The organism is Rhizobium sp. 01T444, from assembly GCF_056398305.1.
The window spans coordinates 99,850-118,613 of the sequence record NZ_JBFTPD010000015.1; the positions used below are offsets into that span (position 1 = coordinate 99,850).

Annotated in this window: 18 protein-coding genes; 2 read left to right on the forward strand and 16 right to left on the reverse strand. The window is 61.7% G+C overall.

Annotated elements, in window-relative coordinates:
- Nucleotide 1: 1 nt before the first annotated feature.
- The 3 genes from AC1DTN_RS20530 to AC1DTN_RS20540 form a co-directional block, all read right to left on the reverse strand.
- Complete coding sequence (locus AC1DTN_RS20530; RefSeq protein ID WP_477922377.1) at nt 2-958, reverse strand: ABC transporter permease; 957 nt, start codon at nt 956-958, stop codon at nt 2-4.
- Nucleotides 955-1,974, reverse strand: a complete 1,020-nt coding sequence (locus AC1DTN_RS20535; protein ID WP_477922378.1) for an ABC transporter permease — start codon at nt 1,972-1,974, stop codon at nt 955-957. The genes AC1DTN_RS20530 and AC1DTN_RS20535 overlap by 4 nt, the downstream gene beginning before the upstream one ends.
- A 72-nt stretch (nt 1,975-2,046) precedes the next feature.
- Nucleotides 2,047-3,072, reverse strand: coding sequence for a sugar ABC transporter substrate-binding protein (locus AC1DTN_RS20540; RefSeq protein ID WP_113320192.1), 1,026 nt, complete (start codon nt 3,070-3,072; stop codon nt 2,047-2,049).
- Between the two features lie 151 nt (nt 3,073-3,223).
- On the opposite strand from AC1DTN_RS20540, the gene AC1DTN_RS20545 reads away from it, so the two are divergent.
- Together AC1DTN_RS20545 and AC1DTN_RS20550 are read left to right on the forward strand one after the other, a co-directional pair.
- Entirely contained in the window at nt 3,224-4,213 is a 990-nt protein-coding gene (locus AC1DTN_RS20545; RefSeq protein WP_477922379.1) for an alpha/beta hydrolase, read from the forward strand.
- A complete protein-coding gene (locus AC1DTN_RS20550) occupies nt 4,185-5,201 on the forward strand; it encodes a GntR family transcriptional regulator (protein WP_113320190.1) in 1,017 nt (338 codons plus the stop codon). Before AC1DTN_RS20545 ends, AC1DTN_RS20550 begins: the two co-directional genes overlap by 29 nt.
- Nucleotides 5,202-5,364: 163 nt before the next feature.
- Here AC1DTN_RS20550 and AC1DTN_RS20555 read toward each other — a convergent pair whose 3' ends face one another.
- The 13 genes from AC1DTN_RS20555 to AC1DTN_RS20615 form a co-directional block, all read right to left on the reverse strand.
- Nucleotides 5,365-6,129, reverse strand: coding sequence for an ABC transporter permease (locus tag AC1DTN_RS20555; protein ID WP_477922380.1), 765 nt, complete (start codon nt 6,127-6,129; stop codon nt 5,365-5,367).
- Nucleotides 6,130-6,133: 4 nt separating this feature from the next.
- Nucleotides 6,134-6,919, reverse strand: coding sequence for an ABC transporter ATP-binding protein (locus tag AC1DTN_RS20560; protein ID WP_113320189.1), 786 nt, complete (start codon nt 6,917-6,919; stop codon nt 6,134-6,136).
- Nucleotides 6,916-7,941, reverse strand: coding sequence for an ABC transporter substrate-binding protein (locus AC1DTN_RS20565; RefSeq protein ID WP_477922381.1), 1,026 nt, complete (start codon nt 7,939-7,941; stop codon nt 6,916-6,918). The genes AC1DTN_RS20560 and AC1DTN_RS20565 overlap by 4 nt, the downstream gene beginning before the upstream one ends.
- 53 nt (nt 7,942-7,994) lie before the next feature.
- On the reverse strand, nt 7,995-8,426 hold the full coding sequence (locus AC1DTN_RS20570; RefSeq protein WP_113320188.1) for a VOC family protein: 432 nt from the start codon (nt 8,424-8,426) through the stop codon (nt 7,995-7,997).
- A gap of 105 nt (nt 8,427-8,531) precedes the next feature.
- Nucleotides 8,532-9,392 carry a helix-turn-helix domain-containing protein gene (locus AC1DTN_RS20575; protein ID WP_113320187.1) on the reverse strand — a complete coding sequence of 287 codons (861 nt, stop codon included), beginning with the start codon at nt 9,390-9,392 and terminating at the stop codon, nt 8,532-8,534.
- A gap of 189 nt (nt 9,393-9,581) precedes the next feature.
- Entirely contained in the window at nt 9,582-10,874 is a 1,293-nt protein-coding gene (locus tag AC1DTN_RS20580; protein ID WP_477922383.1) for an amidohydrolase family protein, read from the reverse strand.
- A gap of 37 nt (nt 10,875-10,911) precedes the next feature.
- The gene (locus tag AC1DTN_RS20585) at nt 10,912-11,856 is read right to left on the reverse strand and encodes an ABC transporter permease (RefSeq protein ID WP_113320185.1); all 945 of its coding nucleotides are present in this window, start codon (nt 11,854-11,856) and stop codon (nt 10,912-10,914) included.
- Nucleotides 11,853-12,902 carry an ABC transporter permease gene (locus tag AC1DTN_RS20590; RefSeq protein WP_439018708.1) on the reverse strand — a complete coding sequence of 350 codons (1,050 nt, stop codon included), beginning with the start codon at nt 12,900-12,902 and terminating at the stop codon, nt 11,853-11,855. The genes AC1DTN_RS20585 and AC1DTN_RS20590 overlap by 4 nt, the downstream gene beginning before the upstream one ends.
- On the reverse strand, nt 12,892-14,421 hold the full coding sequence (locus AC1DTN_RS20595) for an ABC transporter ATP-binding protein (RefSeq protein WP_477922384.1): 1,530 nt from the start codon (nt 14,419-14,421) through the stop codon (nt 12,892-12,894). The genes AC1DTN_RS20590 and AC1DTN_RS20595 overlap by 11 nt, the downstream gene beginning before the upstream one ends.
- Nucleotides 14,418-15,866, reverse strand: coding sequence for an amidase (locus AC1DTN_RS20600; protein ID WP_477922385.1), 1,449 nt, complete (start codon nt 15,864-15,866; stop codon nt 14,418-14,420). The genes AC1DTN_RS20595 and AC1DTN_RS20600 overlap by 4 nt, the downstream gene beginning before the upstream one ends.
- Nucleotides 15,867-15,878: 12 nt before the next feature.
- Nucleotides 15,879-16,865 (reverse strand): BMP family protein, encoded by a 987-nt coding sequence (locus tag AC1DTN_RS20605; protein ID WP_477922387.1) that lies wholly within the window; start codon nt 16,863-16,865, stop codon nt 15,879-15,881.
- Between the two features lie 140 nt (nt 16,866-17,005).
- On the reverse strand, nt 17,006-17,782 hold the full coding sequence (locus AC1DTN_RS20610; protein ID WP_113324316.1) for an SDR family oxidoreductase: 777 nt from the start codon (nt 17,780-17,782) through the stop codon (nt 17,006-17,008).
- Between the two features lie 34 nt (nt 17,783-17,816).
- The gene (locus tag AC1DTN_RS20615) at nt 17,817-18,707 is read right to left on the reverse strand and encodes an aldose 1-epimerase (protein ID WP_477922390.1); all 891 of its coding nucleotides are present in this window, start codon (nt 18,705-18,707) and stop codon (nt 17,817-17,819) included.
- Nucleotides 18,708-18,764 lie beyond the last annotated feature (57 nt).

Here is an 18,764-nt window from a genome sequence, read left to right on the forward strand (position 1 = left end):
CTCAATCCTCCCCGACCCGGACTGCGCGGTAGCGGTTGATCCAGACGGCGGCGAGGATCAGCGCGCCGAGCAGGAAGGTCACCCAGTAGGGATCGACCGCCAGCAGCACCATGGCATTCTGGATCAGCCCGACCAGCAACACGGCGATGAGGGTGCCGAGGATGGAGATCGAGCCGCCGGCAAGGCTTGCTCCGCCGATGATCGGCGCMGCAAAGGAAATGACCACCCAGTCCGCGCCGATCGTCGGTTGCGCTGAGCCGAGCTGGGCGACGGCGAGCACGCCGGCAGTTGCGGCCAGCAGGCCGGAAAGCACATGCGCCATGATCGTCGCGCGGGCGACCGAAATGCCCGACAGCTCCGCCGCATGGGCATTGCCGCCGACCGCCAGCATGTAGCGTCCCTCGACCGTGCGGACAAAGAAGATGATGAGCAGCACGGTCACCACCAGCGGCACGATCAGCAGCAGCGGGAAGGGACCGAGGCGTCCATTGCCGAAGGCGACGAAGGCCGGCGACAGATTGTAGAAGGGAATGGCCTTGGTGATGCCGAGATTGACGCCGGCAAAGGCTGATCCGGTCGCGAGTGTGACGATGAAGCCGTTGATGCCGGTGCGCACCGTCAGCCAGCCATTGATAAAACCGGCAAGGCCGCCGAAGGCGAGGCCGACAATGATCGCGGCGATGGCCGGCAGTCCCCAGACATCCATAAGTCCACCGGTCACGACAGCGATGAGCCCGCCGAGCGCCCCGACGGAAAGGTTCATCTGGCCGACGCCCAGCATGACCATCTGGCTGAAGGCGACGAGCAGTGATACGCAGATGCTGCGCAGCATGACGAACCAATTGAATTCCGTCATGAAGGCGGGGGAGGCGAAGGCGAGCGCGATGGCGCCGGCGATGACGCCGACCAGGATGCCGGACCATTGTGTCCTTGCGGCAAGGGAAATCAGCGTCTTCATGCGCGCCTCGTCTGTTCGCGGATTGCGAGCTTCGTCCGGTAGCGTTCGAACAGGATAGCCGAGAGCAGGAAGATGCCGAGGAAGAGCTGCAGCCAGAAATTCCCGACCTGCAGCACCAGCAGGCCGCTGCGGATGGTTGCGACCAGCATCGCACCGAGGATCGTACCAACCACCGACACCATTCCGCCGGCAAGCGCCGTGCCGCCGATGACGGGGGCAAGGAAAGAGGGCAGCAGCCAGTCGTCGCCGGCAACGCCGGGCATGGCCGCTGACAATCGTGACGTCAGCATCAAGGCTGCTGCTGCGGCCAGCATTCCCGAGAGCACATGCACGAAGATGGTAATCCGTCCGACGGGGACGCCCGACATTTCCGCCGTACGCGCATTGGCACCGACGGCCAGGATCTGCCGGCCGAGCACCGTATGCTTGAAAAGGATGTAGAGCAGGGCGCCGATCAAAAGTGCTGCGACCGCCAGCGACGGCACCGGGCCGATGCCGCTGCGGCCGAAGGCGCCGAAACTCGCCGGCAACCCGTTCAGCGGCACGCCCTTGGTGAAGATCAGCATGCCGCCGGAAAACAGGCTGGCGCTGGCGAGCGTGACGATGAAGCCGTTGACGCCGGTCTTGACGATCGCGAGCCCATTCAGCGCGCCGAGAAGGCCGCCGAAAGCGAGCGTCAGGATGATCGCAAGCGGAATGGGCAGGCCTGCCGTCTGCATCAGATAGCCCGCAGCCATGACGGAGCAGACGCCGATCGCGCCGACCGAGAGGTTCATGCCGCCGGTCGCCAGCACCACCATCTGGGCGAAGCCGACCACGACATCGATTGCGACCGAGCGGCCCATGGAATTCAGGTTGAAGCGCGACAGGAAGCCCGGCGCCAGACTGGTGAAGACGGCCCACAGGATCAGAAGGATGATCAGCAGGCCGAGCTGCGCCGGCCCCCTGGTCAGCAATCCCAGCAGGCTGTGTCTGGCTGCATCGGGGACGGGGCTATCATTGTCGATGGGTGCCATGCGCTGGGATGACCGGTCTCGTGGAACAGGAATGATTGGGCGGCGGGCGCTTTCGACCCCACGCCGCTCTCGTTATTTGCAGGAGAGGTAGGTGTCCTTGAAACTCCCCTGCAGTTTCTTCGTCAGCGCCTTCAGATCGTCCTTGTAGCTGTCGACGTTCTTTTCCGAGATCAGCAGCGTGCCGGAATCGACGAAATGCGCCGTCTGAGGTGTGGCGATCCACGGGGCGTCCGCCTTCACGCTGCAGCCTGCAGCCATCTGATCAAGCACATAGGCGCCGATATAGGCCTGGCCATAGGGGTTCTGCGCCATGGTGCCGGCAACGAAACCGTCACGGATGCCGTCAAGGATGATCTTGTCATCGTCGATGCCGACAAGCTTGATCTTCTTATCGCCAAGGTTCTTGAGCGCGGTTGCAGCCACCACCGAGGAAATATAGCCGGTGGCGATCAGGCCGTTGATCTTGTCCTTCTGCGCGGCAAGCAGGGCATTGATCTTCTGGTCGCCCTGTTCCTGGCTGTCGGTATCACCGACCGTCTGCAACAGGGTGACGGCGCCATTCGTCTCGCCGACGGCCTTTTCGACCGCCTTGACGCGCAGCGTCGTATTCGGATCGACGAGCAGGCCTGCCAGATGAACGATCGTGCCCTTGCCACCCATCGCCTCAATCAGCGCCTTGGTGCCGAGATAGGCCGACTGCGAAACATCGGTCGCCAGGCAAAGCCCGACATCGGTCGGATCCTGCGCGCAGCCGCCAAGTGCCACCGAGGGAATGCCGTTGCTCTTCATTTCCGACACTATGGCGTTGACGCCGACTGCGTCACCCGGAAACACGCCGAAGCCATTGGTACCCTGTGCCGCGAGGCTTTCCAGAAGCTCAGTCTGCGCCTCCAATTTCCATTCGCTCGGCACTTTGTACTCGACAGCGGCGATGCCGAAATCCTTGGCGGCATCGGCGGCAGCCTGTTCCCAGGGCGCGAAATAGGGGTGCGGACCGCCCGGAACCAGGGCGATCTTGTTGTCCGAGGCGAAAGCGCTGAGCGGCGCGACTGCCACGGAGCATGCAAGGCCTGCAGCAATGAGACTGCGAATAGTCATGACATCCTCCCGATTTGGGCAAGTCCGGTCCTCTTCCAGCATTGCCATACCCAATCGCTAGCACAATCGAATATCGCATGCAATATTCGCTTATTGACTTTTTTGGCATCTTCCCTTTCCATCGCACCAGGCAATCGGCGAGGAGGAGTTGATGGAGCCGCAAGAGAACGGGGCGCGTGTCGACCGGTCGAGGCTTTTGCCGGAATATCGGACCATGTTGGAGGAGCAGGAGGCGCTTGGCGGAGCTGCGATTGAGACGCTCCCACCGCAACAGGCGCGCGCCGATTCCGAAATCCGGCTCGCCCTTCATTGGGGTGCGAAGGACGCGGTCTCCAGCATTGAGAATGTGGAGATTCCAAGCGGCGACGTCAGGCTCAAGGCGCGGCTCTACCGCGTGGCCGGCACCACGCGGACCATCCTGTTCTTCCATGGCGGCGGCTGGATGGTCGGCAGCATCGAGACCCATGACGGGCCGGTTCGTACGCTCGCCAATGCCGCCCACGCCAATGTGCTGTCTGTCGAATACCGCAAGGCGCCGGAAGCACCTTTTCCGGCGGCCTTCGAGGACGCCGAGACGGCACTTCTCTGGCTTCAGGAAAATGGCGAAGCGCTTGCACTTGATGCCGGCAAGGTGATCGTTGCGGGCGACAGCGCCGGCGCCAGTCTTGCCGCATCGCTGGCGATCCGGGCGCGCGATCTCGCCATCCCGCTTGCCGGGCAGGTTTTGATTTATCCGGCTACCGATCTCTCCGGCACGACAGAAAGCCGCCGGGAATTCGCGAACGGCTTTTCCCTGCAACAGTCGACGATGATCTGGTTTGCGGAACATTATCTTTCGGGCGGCACGCTACCCTCCGACCCTCGCGTCTCGCCGCTGCTCGCCGCCGACCTCTCGAGCTTAGCACCGACGCTGTTGATCACCGCGGACCACGATCCGCTGCGCGACGAGGGCCGCGCTTATGCACAGCGCTTGATTGCCGCCGGAAATGACGTCTGTTACGAGGAATGGCAGGGAACCATCCATGGCTTCTTCATCATGGATCGCGCAGGAAAAACCGCCCGCAAGCTGATCGGGCGCATCGGGAAATGGGCAGACGGCCTTTGGAACAGACATGACGATGGCAAGCGGGGCGGGGGCTGAAACCGCGGCCACGGCTGTGCGGTCCGAGCCGATCTATCTGACGATCTATCAGGTTCTTCGTGACCATCTGGAGCGGGGTGCGCTGGAGCCCGGCCTCATTCTCGGGCAGGCAAGCATCGCTCGCGCTTTCAATGTCAGCCGTATTCCGGCCGGTATCGCGCTGGCGCGGCTCCTGTCGGAAGGCCTGATCCAGACCTTCGAAGGGCGCGGTTATATCGTGCCGGGCGGCGAGCCGCAGCGCGGCGACCTTTTTGCTGCGGGCCTCGACCTGCCACGTTCGCTCACCGTTCCGGTCATCAATCGCCGGGAGCAGATCTACCCGGAAGTCGAACATGCCGTTGCCGTCTGTCTTGCCTATGGCCGTTTCCTGTTGAACGAGTCAGCACTTGCCCAGCATTACGATGTCAGCCGCACCATAGCCCATGAAGTGCTGACCCAGCTGGAGCGCAGCGGCATCATCGAGCAGGACAGCAATAACCGCTGGTATGCCGGTCCGCTCAGCGCCAAGGTCTTTCGTCATCACTACGACATGCGTCGCCTGCTGGAGCCGGAAGCCCTGCGCCAGGCCTATCCTTTCCTTGAGAAGGAGGGTCTTGAGGAGCGCCGGCAGAGATTGAAATCCCTCGGCCCCTATCCACAGGCGCCGGAAAAGCTGGAGCGGGCGGAAGCAGACCTGCATCTCGATTCACTCGCGCCCTGCCCCAATACGGTGCTTCTTGCGGCTGTGCGCCGCAGTCAACGCGTCCTCATCGCCACCCACTCGACCTTCGCCAAGCTGCGCACCGAAGCGGAAATTTCAATGATGATATCGGAGCATACCCGTGTCTACGACGCGCTGCTCGCCGGCGATATTGACAGGGCCTGTGCAGCCCTTGCCGACCACCTGCGCCGGGCGCTCGACCCCAACCTGAAAATCCTCCAGCACCTGCCCGCCATGCCTTCAGGCCTGACGCCGCCCTACCTCATCCAGGTCAAAGGTGAGCGCTGATCGCTCCACTCAATCTTGCGGTTGGGATGATCGGCGCACGGGCTGCCCCTCGACCGTTGTCGGACGCCCGCCAAGCCGCTGAGGCTATCTGGCAGGTTGGCATTCTGCACAATGAGATCAAAATCCATTCAGACGTTCCTGCTTGTCAAAGGACATACCTAATTCAAGAGGATGCCTGCCGATGGAAGATTCGCTCGATTTGGCCAACGATCGCAAAGAAGATGATGCCGGACAGCGAGGCAAGCAGTACCGCCGCAAAGAGCCTTTCGGCTTGGTAGTTGAACGTCGACTGGATGATTACGGCGCCAAGTCCGCGATCTGATCCGATCCATTCCCCCACGATCGCGCCTATTACAGAGGTCGTTGCCGAAATCCGCAGCGAGGCGAACAGAAGCGGCACCGATCGTGGAGCCCGCAGACGCCAGAAGGTTTCCCATGGGCTCGCCGAGAGAACATGCATGAGCTCCAGCTCGTTGCTTGTCGCCGATGTCAAACCACGGACCATGTTGATGAGAGTCGGGAAGAAACAAAGGAGGGCGGCGATCACGACCTTGGGTAAAATGCCGAGACCGAAGACGAGGATGATGATCGGCGCCAGGGCCAAAACCGGAATGGTATTGAAGAGCAGCACGACGGGAAAATATGCCGCCCGGACACGCGGGCTGTAGACGAAGACAATGGCAAGGATCACTGCAGTCAGATTGCCGAGAAAAAAGCCAAGAAGAGCCTCGTACCAGGTGGGTAGCGCGTTCTGGACAAGCCCCCGCCATTCACTGCCAAATGTGTGCAGGACCGAGAGTGGCGTGGGGACGATATAAGCCGGAACGCCGAGCGCCGGTAACACCCATTGCCAGACGATCAGTAATGAGAGCGCGCCGGCAACTGGAAGAATAGTCGCTTCCAACAGGGAAAGTTGGTCTCTCTTCAAGGGATTACGCTCCACCATCGCGCAGCAGCCGACGCAGTTGCGCTGCTATCTCCTGTGCCTGCGGGCTTTCCCTGCGACAGACGCCGTTTTCGTCCTTCAATGATGCCAGATCGATGAGGGCCTGGCACCGGCCAGGGTTTGCTGCAAGCACCAGTACGCGCCCTCCGAGATAAATCGCCTCGGCAATGCTGTGTGTCACGAAGAGGATCGTCGCGTGTGTCCGACGCCAGATGGAGAGAAGCTCATCATTGAGCCGGTCGCGGGTGATTTCGTCGAGCGCGCCGAAGGGCTCATCCATCAGGAGGATGTCCGGCTCGCACTGCAAGGCGCGTGCAATCGAAACGCGCTGGCGCTGTCCGCCCGAAAGCTGGTTTGGATAGCGATCCGATAGATGGGCAAGGCCGACCAACTCCAGCCAATGGTCGGCCCTTGGCTGGACCGATTTGGCTATGCGGCCTTTTCCAACCTGCAATGGCAGGCAAACATTGTCTCGCACCGTGCGCCAGGGAAGCAGGGTGGCCTCCTGGAATACAAATCCGACCTCCCGCTGCCTTCTCGCCTCCGCCGCCGACTTCCCAAGTACGGAAAGCCGGCCGTTGATCGGCGGCAGCAGATCGGCAATTGCGCGAAGGAGCGTCGACTTACCGCATCCGGACGGGCCAAGAATGGTCAGAAACTCGCCTTTGGCGACGCTGAGATCGACGCCCTCCAGAACCGCCTCACTCGATCCCGGATAGCCGAGCCCAAGGCTCCTCGCCTCGATTGCAATTTCGTTTGTCACAGGGCTCATCCGATCTTCGGACGGTCTCCTGCCGTCATCTCCAATATGGCGGTCGAAAAGCATTCATCGAGCTTTGGTGGGCCGGACTTGAACTGGCCAACCTTGTCATAGACCGAGATCTGTTCGGCGATGCCCTTGGGATCGAAGGTACCCCATCCATCCTTTGCCGTCGTCTCATCGAAGCTCAGCGACATGATCCGTGGTATCGTTTTCAACTCCACTGCCAGATCGAGCTGCGGATAGGCTTCGACCGTCAGCTTCACTGCGTCTTCTGGATGCTCGTGCGTCCATGACCAGCCCTTGGCTATGGCTCGCATTGCCTTCGCAAGCGTGTCGGAGTGCTTGTCGATCGCATCGTCGGTTGCGAAATAGACGTTGGCATAAGACGGCAGCCCCGTATCCTTCATCATCAAATCGATCCGGTCAGGTCCGATAACGGATAGAGCCTGGGTGTTGGTGATCCAGCCCGTCACCGCATCGACCTGGCCCGTCGTCAACGGCGTCATGTCGAAGCCAATGTTTGTGATCGTGAGGCTCGACGGGTCGATGTCATTCTTGAGAAGGATTGCATCAAGGACGTAGCGGGCGGTTGGCTGAATCCCGATGCGTTTGCCGACCATATCCTTGACAGCGCGGATTGGCGCCTTCGGCAGCGAGTAGAACGCGAAAGGCGCCATGCGAAATCCGCAAGCGATGATCTTGATTGGTACCCCTGAGGCGCGTGCGAGCAGCAACTGCGCCGAGTCCGAGAACTGGCCGAGCCCGGCCTGGCCGGTAACGACCGGAGGCACGGTCGCGGAGTTGGGACCCCCGGGGGAAAACTCCACCTCCAGTCCCTCAGCTTGGAAAAACCCCTTCTTCGCCGCGACGATGTCCCCGATCTGACCGTTGCTCATCAACCAGTCGTACTTGATGACAACCTTTGCGCTTTGGGCGTTCGCCCTGGTGGGTGTAAAGATACTTAGGCCGCCGGATAGAGCAGCAAGCGTAAGCGCACCGTTGGCCAAAAACCTGCGTCGGTTCATCGTCATCGCCATTCCCCTTCTGTTAACGCCCTTGCCAGCAATCGGCGGCAGAGACTTGTTTAGTCGAGATCGCCCACCGGACCGCCCTCGGCCCAGGCATAGAGTTCCCAGAGATTGTCATCAGGATCTGCAAAATAGCAGCAGCGCGCGTTCCAGCTGTAATCCTGTGGAGGCCCCTGGAAGGTGACGCCCGCAGCTGCCAATTCGGCGTAGGCTGCGTCCACGGCCGCGGGAGAAGAAAGCTCGATCGCAGCGCAGGCTTTGTGAACACCGGGCGGTGCCTTCAGGCCGGATACGCCGGTATTTTGAGCAATATGGTCGATCTCCCAAAGGGCGAGGGTAACGCCCGCACCCTTGAAATCGGCAAAGCCTGGAGCGCGCCGGCGTGGCTTGAAGCCGAGGCTATCGACGTAGAAGGCCACTGCCCGGTCAATGTCTTCGACCAGAAAGCAAATATCGGTGATTGGATTAACTTGCGCAAAGGCAGACATTCGATACTCCCTTGTTGTCGAGAGTGTGTCTTGCAAACGCGGGGTGCGATTTCAAAATCGTGCGCTATTTTTTCGCAAAGCTGCTTTTCTGCGCATCAGCGCCGATCATTGGAATGACTTGCGATAGTTAGCGGGAGTTACGCCGACCATCCGGCGAAATACGCTTGAGAAATGTGCCTGACTGGAAAAGCCGATGGCATAGGCGATCTCAGAGAGAGTTTCCTTGCCATCAGCCAGGTAAATTCGAGCCTTCTCAATCCTTCGATCGAGTATGAACTGATGCGGCGGCTTCCCGACGGCCTTCTTGAATGCGCGGCTGAAATGAAAGTGGCTCATGTGGGCGACGCCGGCCAACTCATCGACGTTGAGGTCGGCACGATAAAGGTAATCCTCGACATACTCGGTCACCCGCTTCAGCTTTTCCGACGTGATCGACCGCATCCCGACAGGCGCTTTTGCCCCCAGGAGCCTGACGACCGAACAGGCGAGCGCCATGCCAAGGTGCTCCATCAAGAGAGGGTCCACGCAATCGGTTTGCTCGACGGCTGCAGCAAGTGAAAGGGCCACCTGCAAGGTGGTCGGGTCCGATGCTGCACTGAATGCATCGTCGTTGAGGCGGTCAGGGTCGAAATCTCTCAAGCCCAGGTTCTCGTAGAGCTTCGGAGCCTGGAAGATCGATATGTAGTCTGCGGCGTCGCCTTCGACTTCGAAATTTATCAAAGCCGGCTGGAAGCCCAATGTGAAGGACGGTCTATCGACAGATCTGAAATTTGCCGAACCATATCGGTGTGCATACTTCCGGTGAGCAGTGCGGTTGATCGAGATCCTGTGAAGTGAGCCCTGCGAGACCATCTCGCCGGACGAGCTGTGGTAAGTCTCTATGATGAGGTCGCGCTGAACGAACGCTTTGTATTGCTGAAGCGACGGCCGGTTTATCGAGAATATTCGCGGGTCAATGTCGAGCATATGGTGTTCTCCATCGCTCATGAAAAGCAATTTTTGCGCCAAGTGAGGAAGTCCGCATCTGTCCCTGAGTCGAATGCGACGCCCCGACAACCGCAAAGGCGCGCCGCCTCGACCGGGCGAGAGCAGGCGCTCGGGGATCAGGATATGGTCGGACCGGCAACGGCGCTTCGTTCCTAGAAAAACCCGTCGTCAGCCCGGTAGGCTAGGATAGAAATCCGATGCGTCTAGCCGTGCCGGTCTGCCCTCGATCTCAAGTTCGCTCAAGCGAGGCATGCTTCGCGCGATGACCTTGCCGCGGCGGATGACGATCAGCCGGTTCGCTTTCAACCGCAGCGCTTCCAGCGGATCGCGCGCCTGAAGGATGACGAGATCGGCATTCTTACCCTTTTCCAGGCCGTAGCCTTCGAGGCCCATGGTTTTGGCGGAGTTGACGGTCAGCGCGTCGAAGATCTTCTTCTTGTCCTCGATGCCGGCCATCTGCGCCACGTGGATCGCCATATGGCCGACTTCCAGCATGTCGCCGGAACCCATCGAGTACCAGGGGTCCATTACGCAGTCATGGCCGAAGGAAACGTTGAGGCCGGCTTCCATCAGTTCGCGCACCCGCGTCATGCCGCGCCGCTTCGGATAGGTGTCGTGGCGGCCTTGCAGCATGATGTTGATCAGCGGATTGGGAATGACGTTGATCTCCGCCTCCGCCATCAGCGGAATGAGCTTGGAGACGTAATAATTGTCCATCGAATGCATGGAGGTCAGGTGCGAGCCGGCAACGCGACCCTGCAGGCCGAACCGCACCGTCTCTGCTGCCAGCGTCTCGATATGGCGTGACAGCGGATCGTCGGTTTCATCGCAATGCATATCGACCGGCAGATCACGATCGGCAGCGATGCGGCAAAGAGCTGCGACGGAGGCCGCACCATCAGCCATGGTGCGCTCGAAATGTGGAATGCCGCCGACGATATCGAGGCCCATGTCCAGCGCACGGTTCAACGCTTCGACGCCCTCAGGCGCACGATAATAACCATCCTGCGGAAAGGCGACGAGCTGCAGGTCGATATAGGAGGCGACCTTCTCGCGCACCTCGATTAGCGCCTCGGCAGTTACCAGCCGCGGATCGCTGGTATCGACATGGCTGCGGATGGCGAGAAGCCCCTGCGAGACGGCGAGATCGCAATAGCGCAGCGCCCGCTCCACCAAGGCTTCGCGCGTCAGGATTGGCCGTAGTTCACCCCAGAGCGCGATACCTTCAAGCAGCGTGCCGGAGCGGTTCATGCGCGGTAGGCCAAGCGAGAGCGTTGCATCCATATGAAAATGCGGATCGACGAAAGGCGGGCTGACGAGGCGGCCGCTCGCATCGATCTCCTCGGCCGCCTCGGCGTCGATCCTGGAAGCGACCTCGGCGATACTGTCCTTCTGAATGGCGATATCGATGCCGCTGCGGCCATCGGGAAGATTTGCGTTTTTGATGATCAGGTCAAACATGGCGGCACCGGTCTGTTGAGGTTTCTGGGCATGGCAATCAGCGCTCGCCGCGGCGATAGGGCTGCATGAGCGCCTGCGGCACGCGGGCGCGCCGCGCCATCACGGCAAGGGCTACGATCGACAGGAGATAGGGCGTCATCAGGAAAAGCTGATAGGGCACGTACCCTCCCAGCACCGTCTGCAGCCTCAGCTGAAAGGCATCGAAGAAGGCAAAGAGCAGGGCGCCGAAGAGGGCCCGGCCCGGCCGCCAGGAGGCGAAGACAACGAGCGCGATGGAAATCCAGCCGCGTCCCTGGACCATGGTCGGGAAGAAGCTGTTGAAGGCTGCGAGCGTCAGGAAGGCGCCGCCGACGGCCATCAGCGCACTTCCGGCAATGATCGCGCCATAGCGGATCCTGATCGGATCGATGCCTTGGGCTTCCGCCGCATGCGGATTTTCGCCGGTCATGCGGATCGTCAGGCCTAGTGGGGTTCGAAAGATCAGATAGCCCATCGCAAGCGCCAGGAAGATCGCCAGATAAGTCGGCGCTGTCTGTGCAAAGAGGGCAGGGCCGAGGAAGGGCAGGCTGGAGAGAAGCGGGATGTCGAGCGGCTGGAAGGGCACGATCGTCGGTGGCGTGCCGGCAAGCGGCACGACCAGGCGGAAGACGAAATAACTGAGGCTGGAGGCAAAGAGTGTGATGCCAAGGCCCGTGACATGCTGCGACAGGCCGAGCGTCACGGTCAAAAGCGCATGCAGCAGGCCGAAGACCGCGCCGGCGAAGGCTGCGACCAGAAGGCCGGTCCAGAGATCGGCGCCGTGGAAGACCGCAAGCCAGCCGATCATCGCCCCGAAGGTCATTATGCCTTCGATGCCGAGATTGAGCACGCCGGCCCTTTCGCAGAGAAGCGCGCCGAGCGTGCCGAAGATCAGCGGTGTCGCGATGCGCAGCACAGCGGCCCAGAGGCCTGCGGATGAGACGATGTCGATGAGAGCCATCATCTGCGGATCCTGTATTGGGTGAAGAACAGGGCAATAAGCATGGTGAGCAGCGAAACGGCAACCGTCACGTCGGCGATATAGGTCGGTATGCCGAGTGCCCGGCTCATACCGTCGGCGCCGACGAACATCGTGGCGGTGAAGAGGGCGGCGAAGATCACGCCGATCGGGTGCAGGTTGGCGAGCATGGCGACGATGATGCCGGAATAGCCGAACCCGGGCGACAGATCCGTCGTCACATAGCCCTTCACGCCCATCACCTCGATTGCGCCGGCAAGACCCGCCAGCCCTCCGGAAAGGCAGGCGACCTTCACCAGCGTCATGCCGAGCGGCACGCCGGCAAAGGCGGCGCCGGCGGGATTGAGGCCGGCTGCGCGTGAGCGCAGACCAAAGACGGTGCGCGACTGGAGGAGGTGAACGGCGAGCGCAATGAAGATGGCGATGATGAAGCCGACATGCAGCCGCGAACGCGCCACCAGCTTCGGTAGCAGCGCATGATCGCTAACCGGCATGGATTGCGGCCAGCCGAAGGCGAGCGGATCCTTCAGCACACCATCGATCAGCATGGAAACGAAGAGCAGGGCGACGAAATTCAATAGCAGGCTGGTCACCACTTCATCGACTGAAAAGCGCAGCCGCAGCCAGAGCGGCACGAGGATCAGCACCATGCCGGCGACGGCGCCCGCAATCAGCAAGGCGGGGATAAGCAACGCTGCGGGCAGTCCGGCCAAGAGCTTGGAGCCGAGTGCGGCAACTGTAATGGCGCCAAGATAGAACTGGCCTTCGGCGCCGATATTCCAGAGCCGGGCGCGGAAGGCGACGGCTGCGGCAAGGCCGGTCAGCATCAGCGGTGTGGCCCGCGTCAGCGTCTCGGTCGCCGAAAGCCGCGTGCCGAAGGCGCCGGTGAGGATACGCCAATAGGCTTCGAACACGGGCGCGCCGGCAAGCGCAATCAGGATGCCGGCAATGGCGAGTGCGGCGATGACGGCGGCAATGGGTCCCGCTATGACCAGATAGAGCGGGCGGTGATCGCGGCGTTCAAGACGCATGCTGGGCCTCGGACGTCCATTCGCCTGACATCATCAGGCCGAGTTTTCTGGGATCGGCACTTTCCGCATCGATGGGCGGCGACAGGCGCCCCTTGACGATCGCCTGGATGCGATCGGCAAGGCCGATCACCTCGTCCAGATCCTCTGATATCAGAAGCACGGCCGTGCCCTCCTTGCGTGCCTGCAATATCCTTGCATGGACAGCCGCGACGGCGCCCTCGTCGAGCCCGCGTGTCGGCTGCGCCGCAATCAGGATCTTCGGCCTGTCATGCAGGTTGCGGCCGAGGATCAGTTTCTGCATGTTGCCGCCCGATAGAAGCCGCGTGCGTGTCGCCGGGCCGCCACCGCGTATATCGAATTCTGCGATGATCTCCTGGGCGAAGGCCATGCCGGCCTTACGGTCGACCAGCCCGTGACGCGAAAAGCGCGGCGAGGTGATGCGCTCCAGCACGGCATTTTCCCAGACAGCGAGTTCGCCGATCGCGCCTTCCTTGTTGCGATCCTCAGGTATGCGGCCGATGCCGGCAGTAATCAGGCTTTCGACGCCGATTTCGGTGACCGGCTGTCCGAACAGCAGGATCTCCCCGCTGCTCCAGCCGGTAAGTCCGCTGACGAGATGGCTGAGCGTCGCCTGGCCATTGCCGGAGACGCCGATAATGCCGAGCGTTTCGCCGGCATGAAGCTGCAAGCTGATTTCCTTCAGCCGCTCCTGGCCGCTGTAATAAACGGTGACGCCGACGGCTTCGAAGACGACAGCACCGGGCGTTGACGCCTCACGCACGGGGCGTGTCACCCGCCTGCCGACCATGAGTTCTGCGAGCTCGGACTTGCTGGTCTGACCGGTCAGCCGTTCGGCGACGACCTTTCCGCCGCGCAGCACGACGACGCGGTCAGCTGCGCTGATCACCTCGTCCAGCTTGTGTGAGATGAAGATCAGCGACAGCCCCTGCCGCGCCATTTCCCGAAGCGTCCGGAAGAGACGTTCCGCCTCGATGTTGGTCAGCACCGCCGTCGGCTCGTCGAGGATCAGGATGCGGGCGTCGTTATAGAGCGCCTTGAGGATTTCGACGCGCTGCTGTTCGCCGACTGAGAGATCGCCGAGCCGGGCATCGGGATTGACGTCGAGGCCGAAGCGCGAAGAGATCGACAGCAGTTTAGCACGGCCGGCCGCCTTCTCCGACTTCCAGGACCAGAGCTTTTCCGTTCCCGTCATGACGTTTTCGAGCACCGTCAGGTTCGGCGCCAGGGAAAAATGCTGGTGCACCATGCCGATGCCGGCGCGGATCGCCGCCCGCGGCCGGCCGGCCGGCAATTCGGTGCCCTCGATATGGATCGTTCCCGCATCCGGTACATAGTGGCCGAAGAGGATGCTCATCAATGTCGTCTTGCCGGCGCCGTTTTCGCCGAGCAGCGCCAGCACTTCGCCCTTGGCGAGGCTCAGCGAAATATCCTCATTGGCCTGGATGGCGCCAAAGCGCTTGCTGATGCCGGCAAGCTGAAGCACGGGAGCTGATGTCATGGGGCAAGTCCCGCAATGGCATGGGGATGGATCCAACGTTGCTCGGCTTCCAGCCGCGAGGCAAGGGCAAGCAATATGGGTTCCCCGCCCATTGGTGCCATTAGCTGAAGGGGAAGCGGCATTGCGTCCGCATCGTGTCCATAAGGCAGGGTCAGCGCCGGAAAGCCGGATATATTGGCAAGGCAGGCGAGCGGCGCAAAGCGCGCCATGCGGTTCAGATGCAGCTCCGTGTCGTGATGATCGGTCGGAAAAGAGCCGATCGGCAGCGGCGCTGTGGCAAGCATGGGTGTGAGCAGGCAATCGATGCCGTCGAACAGCCGCCAGAGATCATGGCTGACTTGCGGCATGGCGCTGAGGGCCTGCCAGAGCGCGGTCGGCTCAAGGCCTGCGCCACGCGCCGCAAAGGCGGCGGTCAGCGGCTCGGCTTTCGAAACGTCGAGATGCAGGCTTTCGACGAGCCATGCCAGATTGATCGAAATGATATCTGCGAAAATGGCGGCACTTGCAGCGACGCTTGCTGCAAGCCGCTCCCATTCAACGGTGACGATCTCATGCCCGTCCTGTTCGAGGCTGCGGGCCGCGGCTTCGACGGCTTCCTGGCGTGCCGGCTCGGTGGGGAAATCGCTGCTGGTCTGCGTCAGCAGGCCGATGCGCAGGTGGAGTTTTTCGTTCTTCTCGAGGGCCGGTTCCGCATAGGGACCGGCGGGTTTTCCGCGCAAGGCTTCGAAGATCGCACCTGCGTCGCGAACGGAACGGCAGACGGCGAGCTCGCTGGCGATGCCGCCGAGATGATTGCCGAAACTCGGACCGCCGGGAATAGCGCCGCGGCTGGCTTTCAGGCCGACGAGCCCGCAGCATGCCGCGGGCACGCGGATCGAGCCGCCGGCATCCGTTGCGTGGGCGATTGCGACGATACCGGCTGCGACGGCCGCAGCCGCACCGCCGGAAGAGCCACCCGCCGTGCGGGAGGGATCGAGCGGATTGCGACAGACGGGCCCGCGCACCGGCTCGCTTGCAAGGGAAAGGCCAACTTCCGGGCTGGTGGTAAGGCCAAACAGGCTGAAACCGGCCTGCCGGAAGCGCGCCGCGAGGTCGGAATCGGCCGACGGATCGAGCATCCCGTCGAAGAGCCGCGAGCCGGCACGAACGGCCAGCCCCTTGAATGGGCCACCGAGATCCTTGGCAAGCGTCGGCACGCCGGCAAAGCGCCGGGCGGAGAAAGTGGCGGGATTGTTTCTGAATTCGTGGTCGAGCGCAGCGGCATCCGCCGTGCCTAGCGCTTCGTCGATATGACAGATCGCGCCAAGCGCCTCGTTGGCCCTGGCGGCTGAAATCGCCTGCTTCATCGCCTCGGCACAACCAAGTGCACCGCTCCTGATCCGGGCGGCGAGCGCTATCGCGTCGCCGCCCGGTATCGAGCCCTTGCTTGCATCAGACCCGTTCATGCGGCTGCCGGCTTATTTCGGCTCCTCGGGCATGATGGGCACTTCGAAGGCGCCGGACTTGATGGCGGCGCGCTTGGCCTCCATCGCCGCTTCGGCGTCCGCCGGTGCGACGCCCTTGACGTAGACGATATCGCTGCCGCCTTCCTTCATCAGGCCGAAGCGCGTGTAATTGTTGCCGGTCGGCTTGCCGGCCTTCACATCGGCGATCGCGGCATTGAGGATCGGRCGGAAGCCCCAGATGGCGTTGGCAAAGACGGTGTCCGGATAACGCGGCGTATAGTCGATCAGCGAGCCGACGGACTTGATGCCGCGCTCCTTGGCGGCGTCCGCCGTGCCGATACGTTCGCCGAACAGGATGTCGGCGCCGGCATCGATCTGGGCGAGGCCCGCTTCGCGCGCCTTCGGCGGATCGAAGAAGGTACCGATGAACGCGACCAGATGCTTTGCGTTCGGGCGGACTTCCTTCACGCCGGCGGCAAAGGCATTCATCAGCATGTTGACCTCGGGGATCGGCAGCGCGCCGACCGAGCCGACGATGCCGGACTTCGTCATTTTACCGGCGAGCATGCCGGCGAGATAGGCGCCGTCATGGTTCCAGGTGCCGAAGACGCCGAAATTGTCGCCCGATGCTTCGCCGCTCGAACCCAGCATGAAGGCGGTTTTCGGATAATCGGCAGCAACCTGGCGGGCTTCCCGCTCTACGGCATAGGCCTCGCCGACGATCAGCGCGTTGCCCTGTTCGGCATATTCGCGCATAGCGCGGGGATAGTCGGTGCCCGAAACGCCTTCCGAGAAGACATAGTCGATCACGCCTTCGGAAGCGGCATCCTGCAGCGCCTTGTGCAGACAGGAATTCCAGGCATTTTCCACCGGCGAGGCATGGATGCCGGCAACTTTGAGTTTTTCCTGCGCCCAGAGCCTGGGTGCAAAGGCGGTCGCGCCGAGTGCCATGCCGGAGGCGAGCACCGTGCGGCGGGAGATAGTGATCTGATTTTTCATGAGTTCCCCTCTTTTTTACCAGATGGATAAAACTCTATGGATCGCCCAAAATTGTGTCAAGTAATGCTGCTGCGCAAAAACTAGACAATGGGTGTGAGCGCCCGCGCTCTGAGGCCAGAGAGAGGAGAAAAGGCCCGCTATTATTGGTGCTGCATGACACTCAAGCCGCCGTCGATCGTCAGGCAAGTGGCATTCATGAAGCTGCATTCGTCCGAGATCATGAAGACTGCGGCCATGGCGATTTCCTGCGGCGTGGCGATACGCCCACCAGGATGCAGCTTCATCGTATCGGCCTTGGCCTTTTCCGGATCAGGGAAACTGTTCCAGTAATCGATGACCTTCTGGGTCGAGACGTAGCCGGGAGCAATCGCATTTACCCGCACGTTTTGGGGGGCATATTCGATGCCGAGAGACTTGGTCATGCCGAGCAGCGCATGTTTGGCGAGCGGGTAGGGGAAGGTGTGGGGAATGATGGTGAAGGCGTGCGTCGATGCGATGTTGAGGATCACCCCGCCGCCTTCCGAAATCAGGTACGGCAGAACCGAACGGCAGCAGTGCCAGGCGCCCTTGAGATTGATGTCGAAGCAGCGCTGCCACTCTTCGTCCGTCGTCTGCAAGGGTTCGGCAAAGACGTTGACGCCGGCATTGTTGACGAGGGCATTGATGCTGCCGATCTGCTCTTCCGCCTTGCCAACGGCCGCCTCTATAGCCGAAGCATCGCTGATGTCGGCCGCCTGAAAGCCAAGTACAGTGCCCTTTGATGCGAGTGCTGCGGCTGTCTCTTCGAGCAGCGTTTCATCGCGGTCGACGAGGAAGAGGCGGGCATCCTCGGCGGCATATGCTTCAGCGATCGCCTTTCCGATCCCTTGCGCGGCACCCGTGATGAAGACCCGTTTTCCGGAAAGGCGGTTTGTCATCGTCTGTCTCCTCTTTACGCTCGTTCTCTTGTGATCAGGATATGGCCTGCGGCTGCAGGCGGATCGAGCCTTCCAAGCTTTCGCCCGGCTGCAAGACCTTGAGATCGCCCAATCCGGGAAGATTATGCCCGTTGGCGAGATGGGACATCGGTTCGAAGCAGAAATAATCCTGGCGGAATCCGGGGTCGAAGCGCTCGTCCGACAGGAAGACGACCGCGTGGCGGAAGATCGGGTCTGCCGCCAGGTCAAGCGCGGCACGGCTCTCGGGCCAGGTAATGCGCGCATTACCGCTCCAGCCCTCGAAGCCGTTATTGATCCAGCGCCGCGGCAGGGGCGCGGGCTGCGAGAAATCGAGATCGGCAGGGATCTCGGCCGGTTCGCCTGGCAGCCAGCCCTCCGTCTCGGTCCAGAAGCGCTGTGCCTTGGCAAGAAGCGTCGTCTGTTCCGTTAGCGGAAAGAACGGGTGCCAGCCGAGCCCGAAGGGCAGGGCGGCCTCACCGGTATTCTCCACGCTCATATGCAGCTTTAGCCCCTTGCCCGACAATCTGAAGCTCTGCTTCGCCTTATAACTGTAGGGCGAACCGTCCGCCCGGTGGCGGAAACCGAGCTCAGCCTCTGTGGCACTCTCGGAAAGAAGCGCCCAGTCGGCAAGCCAGCCATCTCCGTGGAGGTAGTGTGGGTCCCAGAACGTGTTCGGCTGAAGGCTGTAGTCGCGTCCTTCGAAACTGAAGCGATTGTTCCTCATCCGATTGCCGAAGGGCACGAGCGGATAGCAGGCCGACGACAGTGCATCGACGTCATCGGCTGCCGACCTCAGAAGCGGAATTTTCCGGCCATCCCGCATCCAGGAGAAATCAAGGAGCACACCGCCGGCCGTCGAGAGACGGGCCGAAAGTGCACCGTCCTGCAAATCGATGATCGCCATGAAACAATGCCTTCCCCACGGATCGAGGCTGATCCGGACTGAGGCGGCACCCTATAA

Coding starts and splice junctions, on each gene's coding strand:
- AC1DTN_RS20560 (WP_113320189.1), bottom strand. CDS start 6,919: ATGAGCCCTGTGACAAACGAAATTGCAATCGAGGCGAGGAGCCTTGGG.
- AC1DTN_RS20545 (WP_477922379.1), top strand. CDS start 3,224: ATGGAGCCGCAAGAGAACGGGGCGCGTGTCGACCGGTCGAGGCTTTTG.
- AC1DTN_RS20580 (WP_477922383.1), bottom strand. CDS start 10,874: ATGTTTGACCTGATCATCAAAAACGCAAATCTTCCCGATGGCCGCAGC.
- AC1DTN_RS20535 (WP_477922378.1), bottom strand. CDS start 1,974: ATGGCACCCATCGACAATGATAGCCCCGTCCCCGATGCAGCCAGACAC.
- AC1DTN_RS20590 (WP_439018708.1), bottom strand. CDS start 12,902: ATGCGTCTTGAACGCCGCGATCACCGCCCGCTCTATCTGGTCATAGCG.
- AC1DTN_RS20565 (WP_477922381.1), bottom strand. CDS start 7,941: ATGACGATGAACCGACGCAGGTTTTTGGCCAACGGTGCGCTTACGCTT.
- AC1DTN_RS20575 (WP_113320187.1), bottom strand. CDS start 9,392: ATGCTCGACATTGACCCGCGAATATTCTCGATAAACCGGCCGTCGCTT.
- AC1DTN_RS20615 (WP_477922390.1), bottom strand. CDS start 18,707: ATGGCGATCATCGATTTGCAGGACGGTGCACTTTCGGCCCGTCTCTCG.
- AC1DTN_RS20600 (WP_477922385.1), bottom strand. CDS start 15,866: ATGAACGGGTCTGATGCAAGCAAGGGCTCGATACCGGGCGGCGACGCG.
- AC1DTN_RS20550 (WP_113320190.1), top strand. CDS start 4,185: ATGACGATGGCAAGCGGGGCGGGGGCTGAAACCGCGGCCACGGCTGTG.
- AC1DTN_RS20610 (WP_113324316.1), bottom strand. CDS start 17,782: ATGACAAACCGCCTTTCCGGAAAACGGGTCTTCATCACGGGTGCCGCG.
- AC1DTN_RS20540 (WP_113320192.1), bottom strand. CDS start 3,072: ATGACTATTCGCAGTCTCATTGCTGCAGGCCTTGCATGCTCCGTGGCA.
- AC1DTN_RS20585 (WP_113320185.1), bottom strand. CDS start 11,856: ATGATGGCTCTCATCGACATCGTCTCATCCGCAGGCCTCTGGGCCGCT.
- AC1DTN_RS20570 (WP_113320188.1), bottom strand. CDS start 8,426: ATGTCTGCCTTTGCGCAAGTTAATCCAATCACCGATATTTGCTTTCTG.
- AC1DTN_RS20595 (WP_477922384.1), bottom strand. CDS start 14,421: ATGACATCAGCTCCCGTGCTTCAGCTTGCCGGCATCAGCAAGCGCTTT.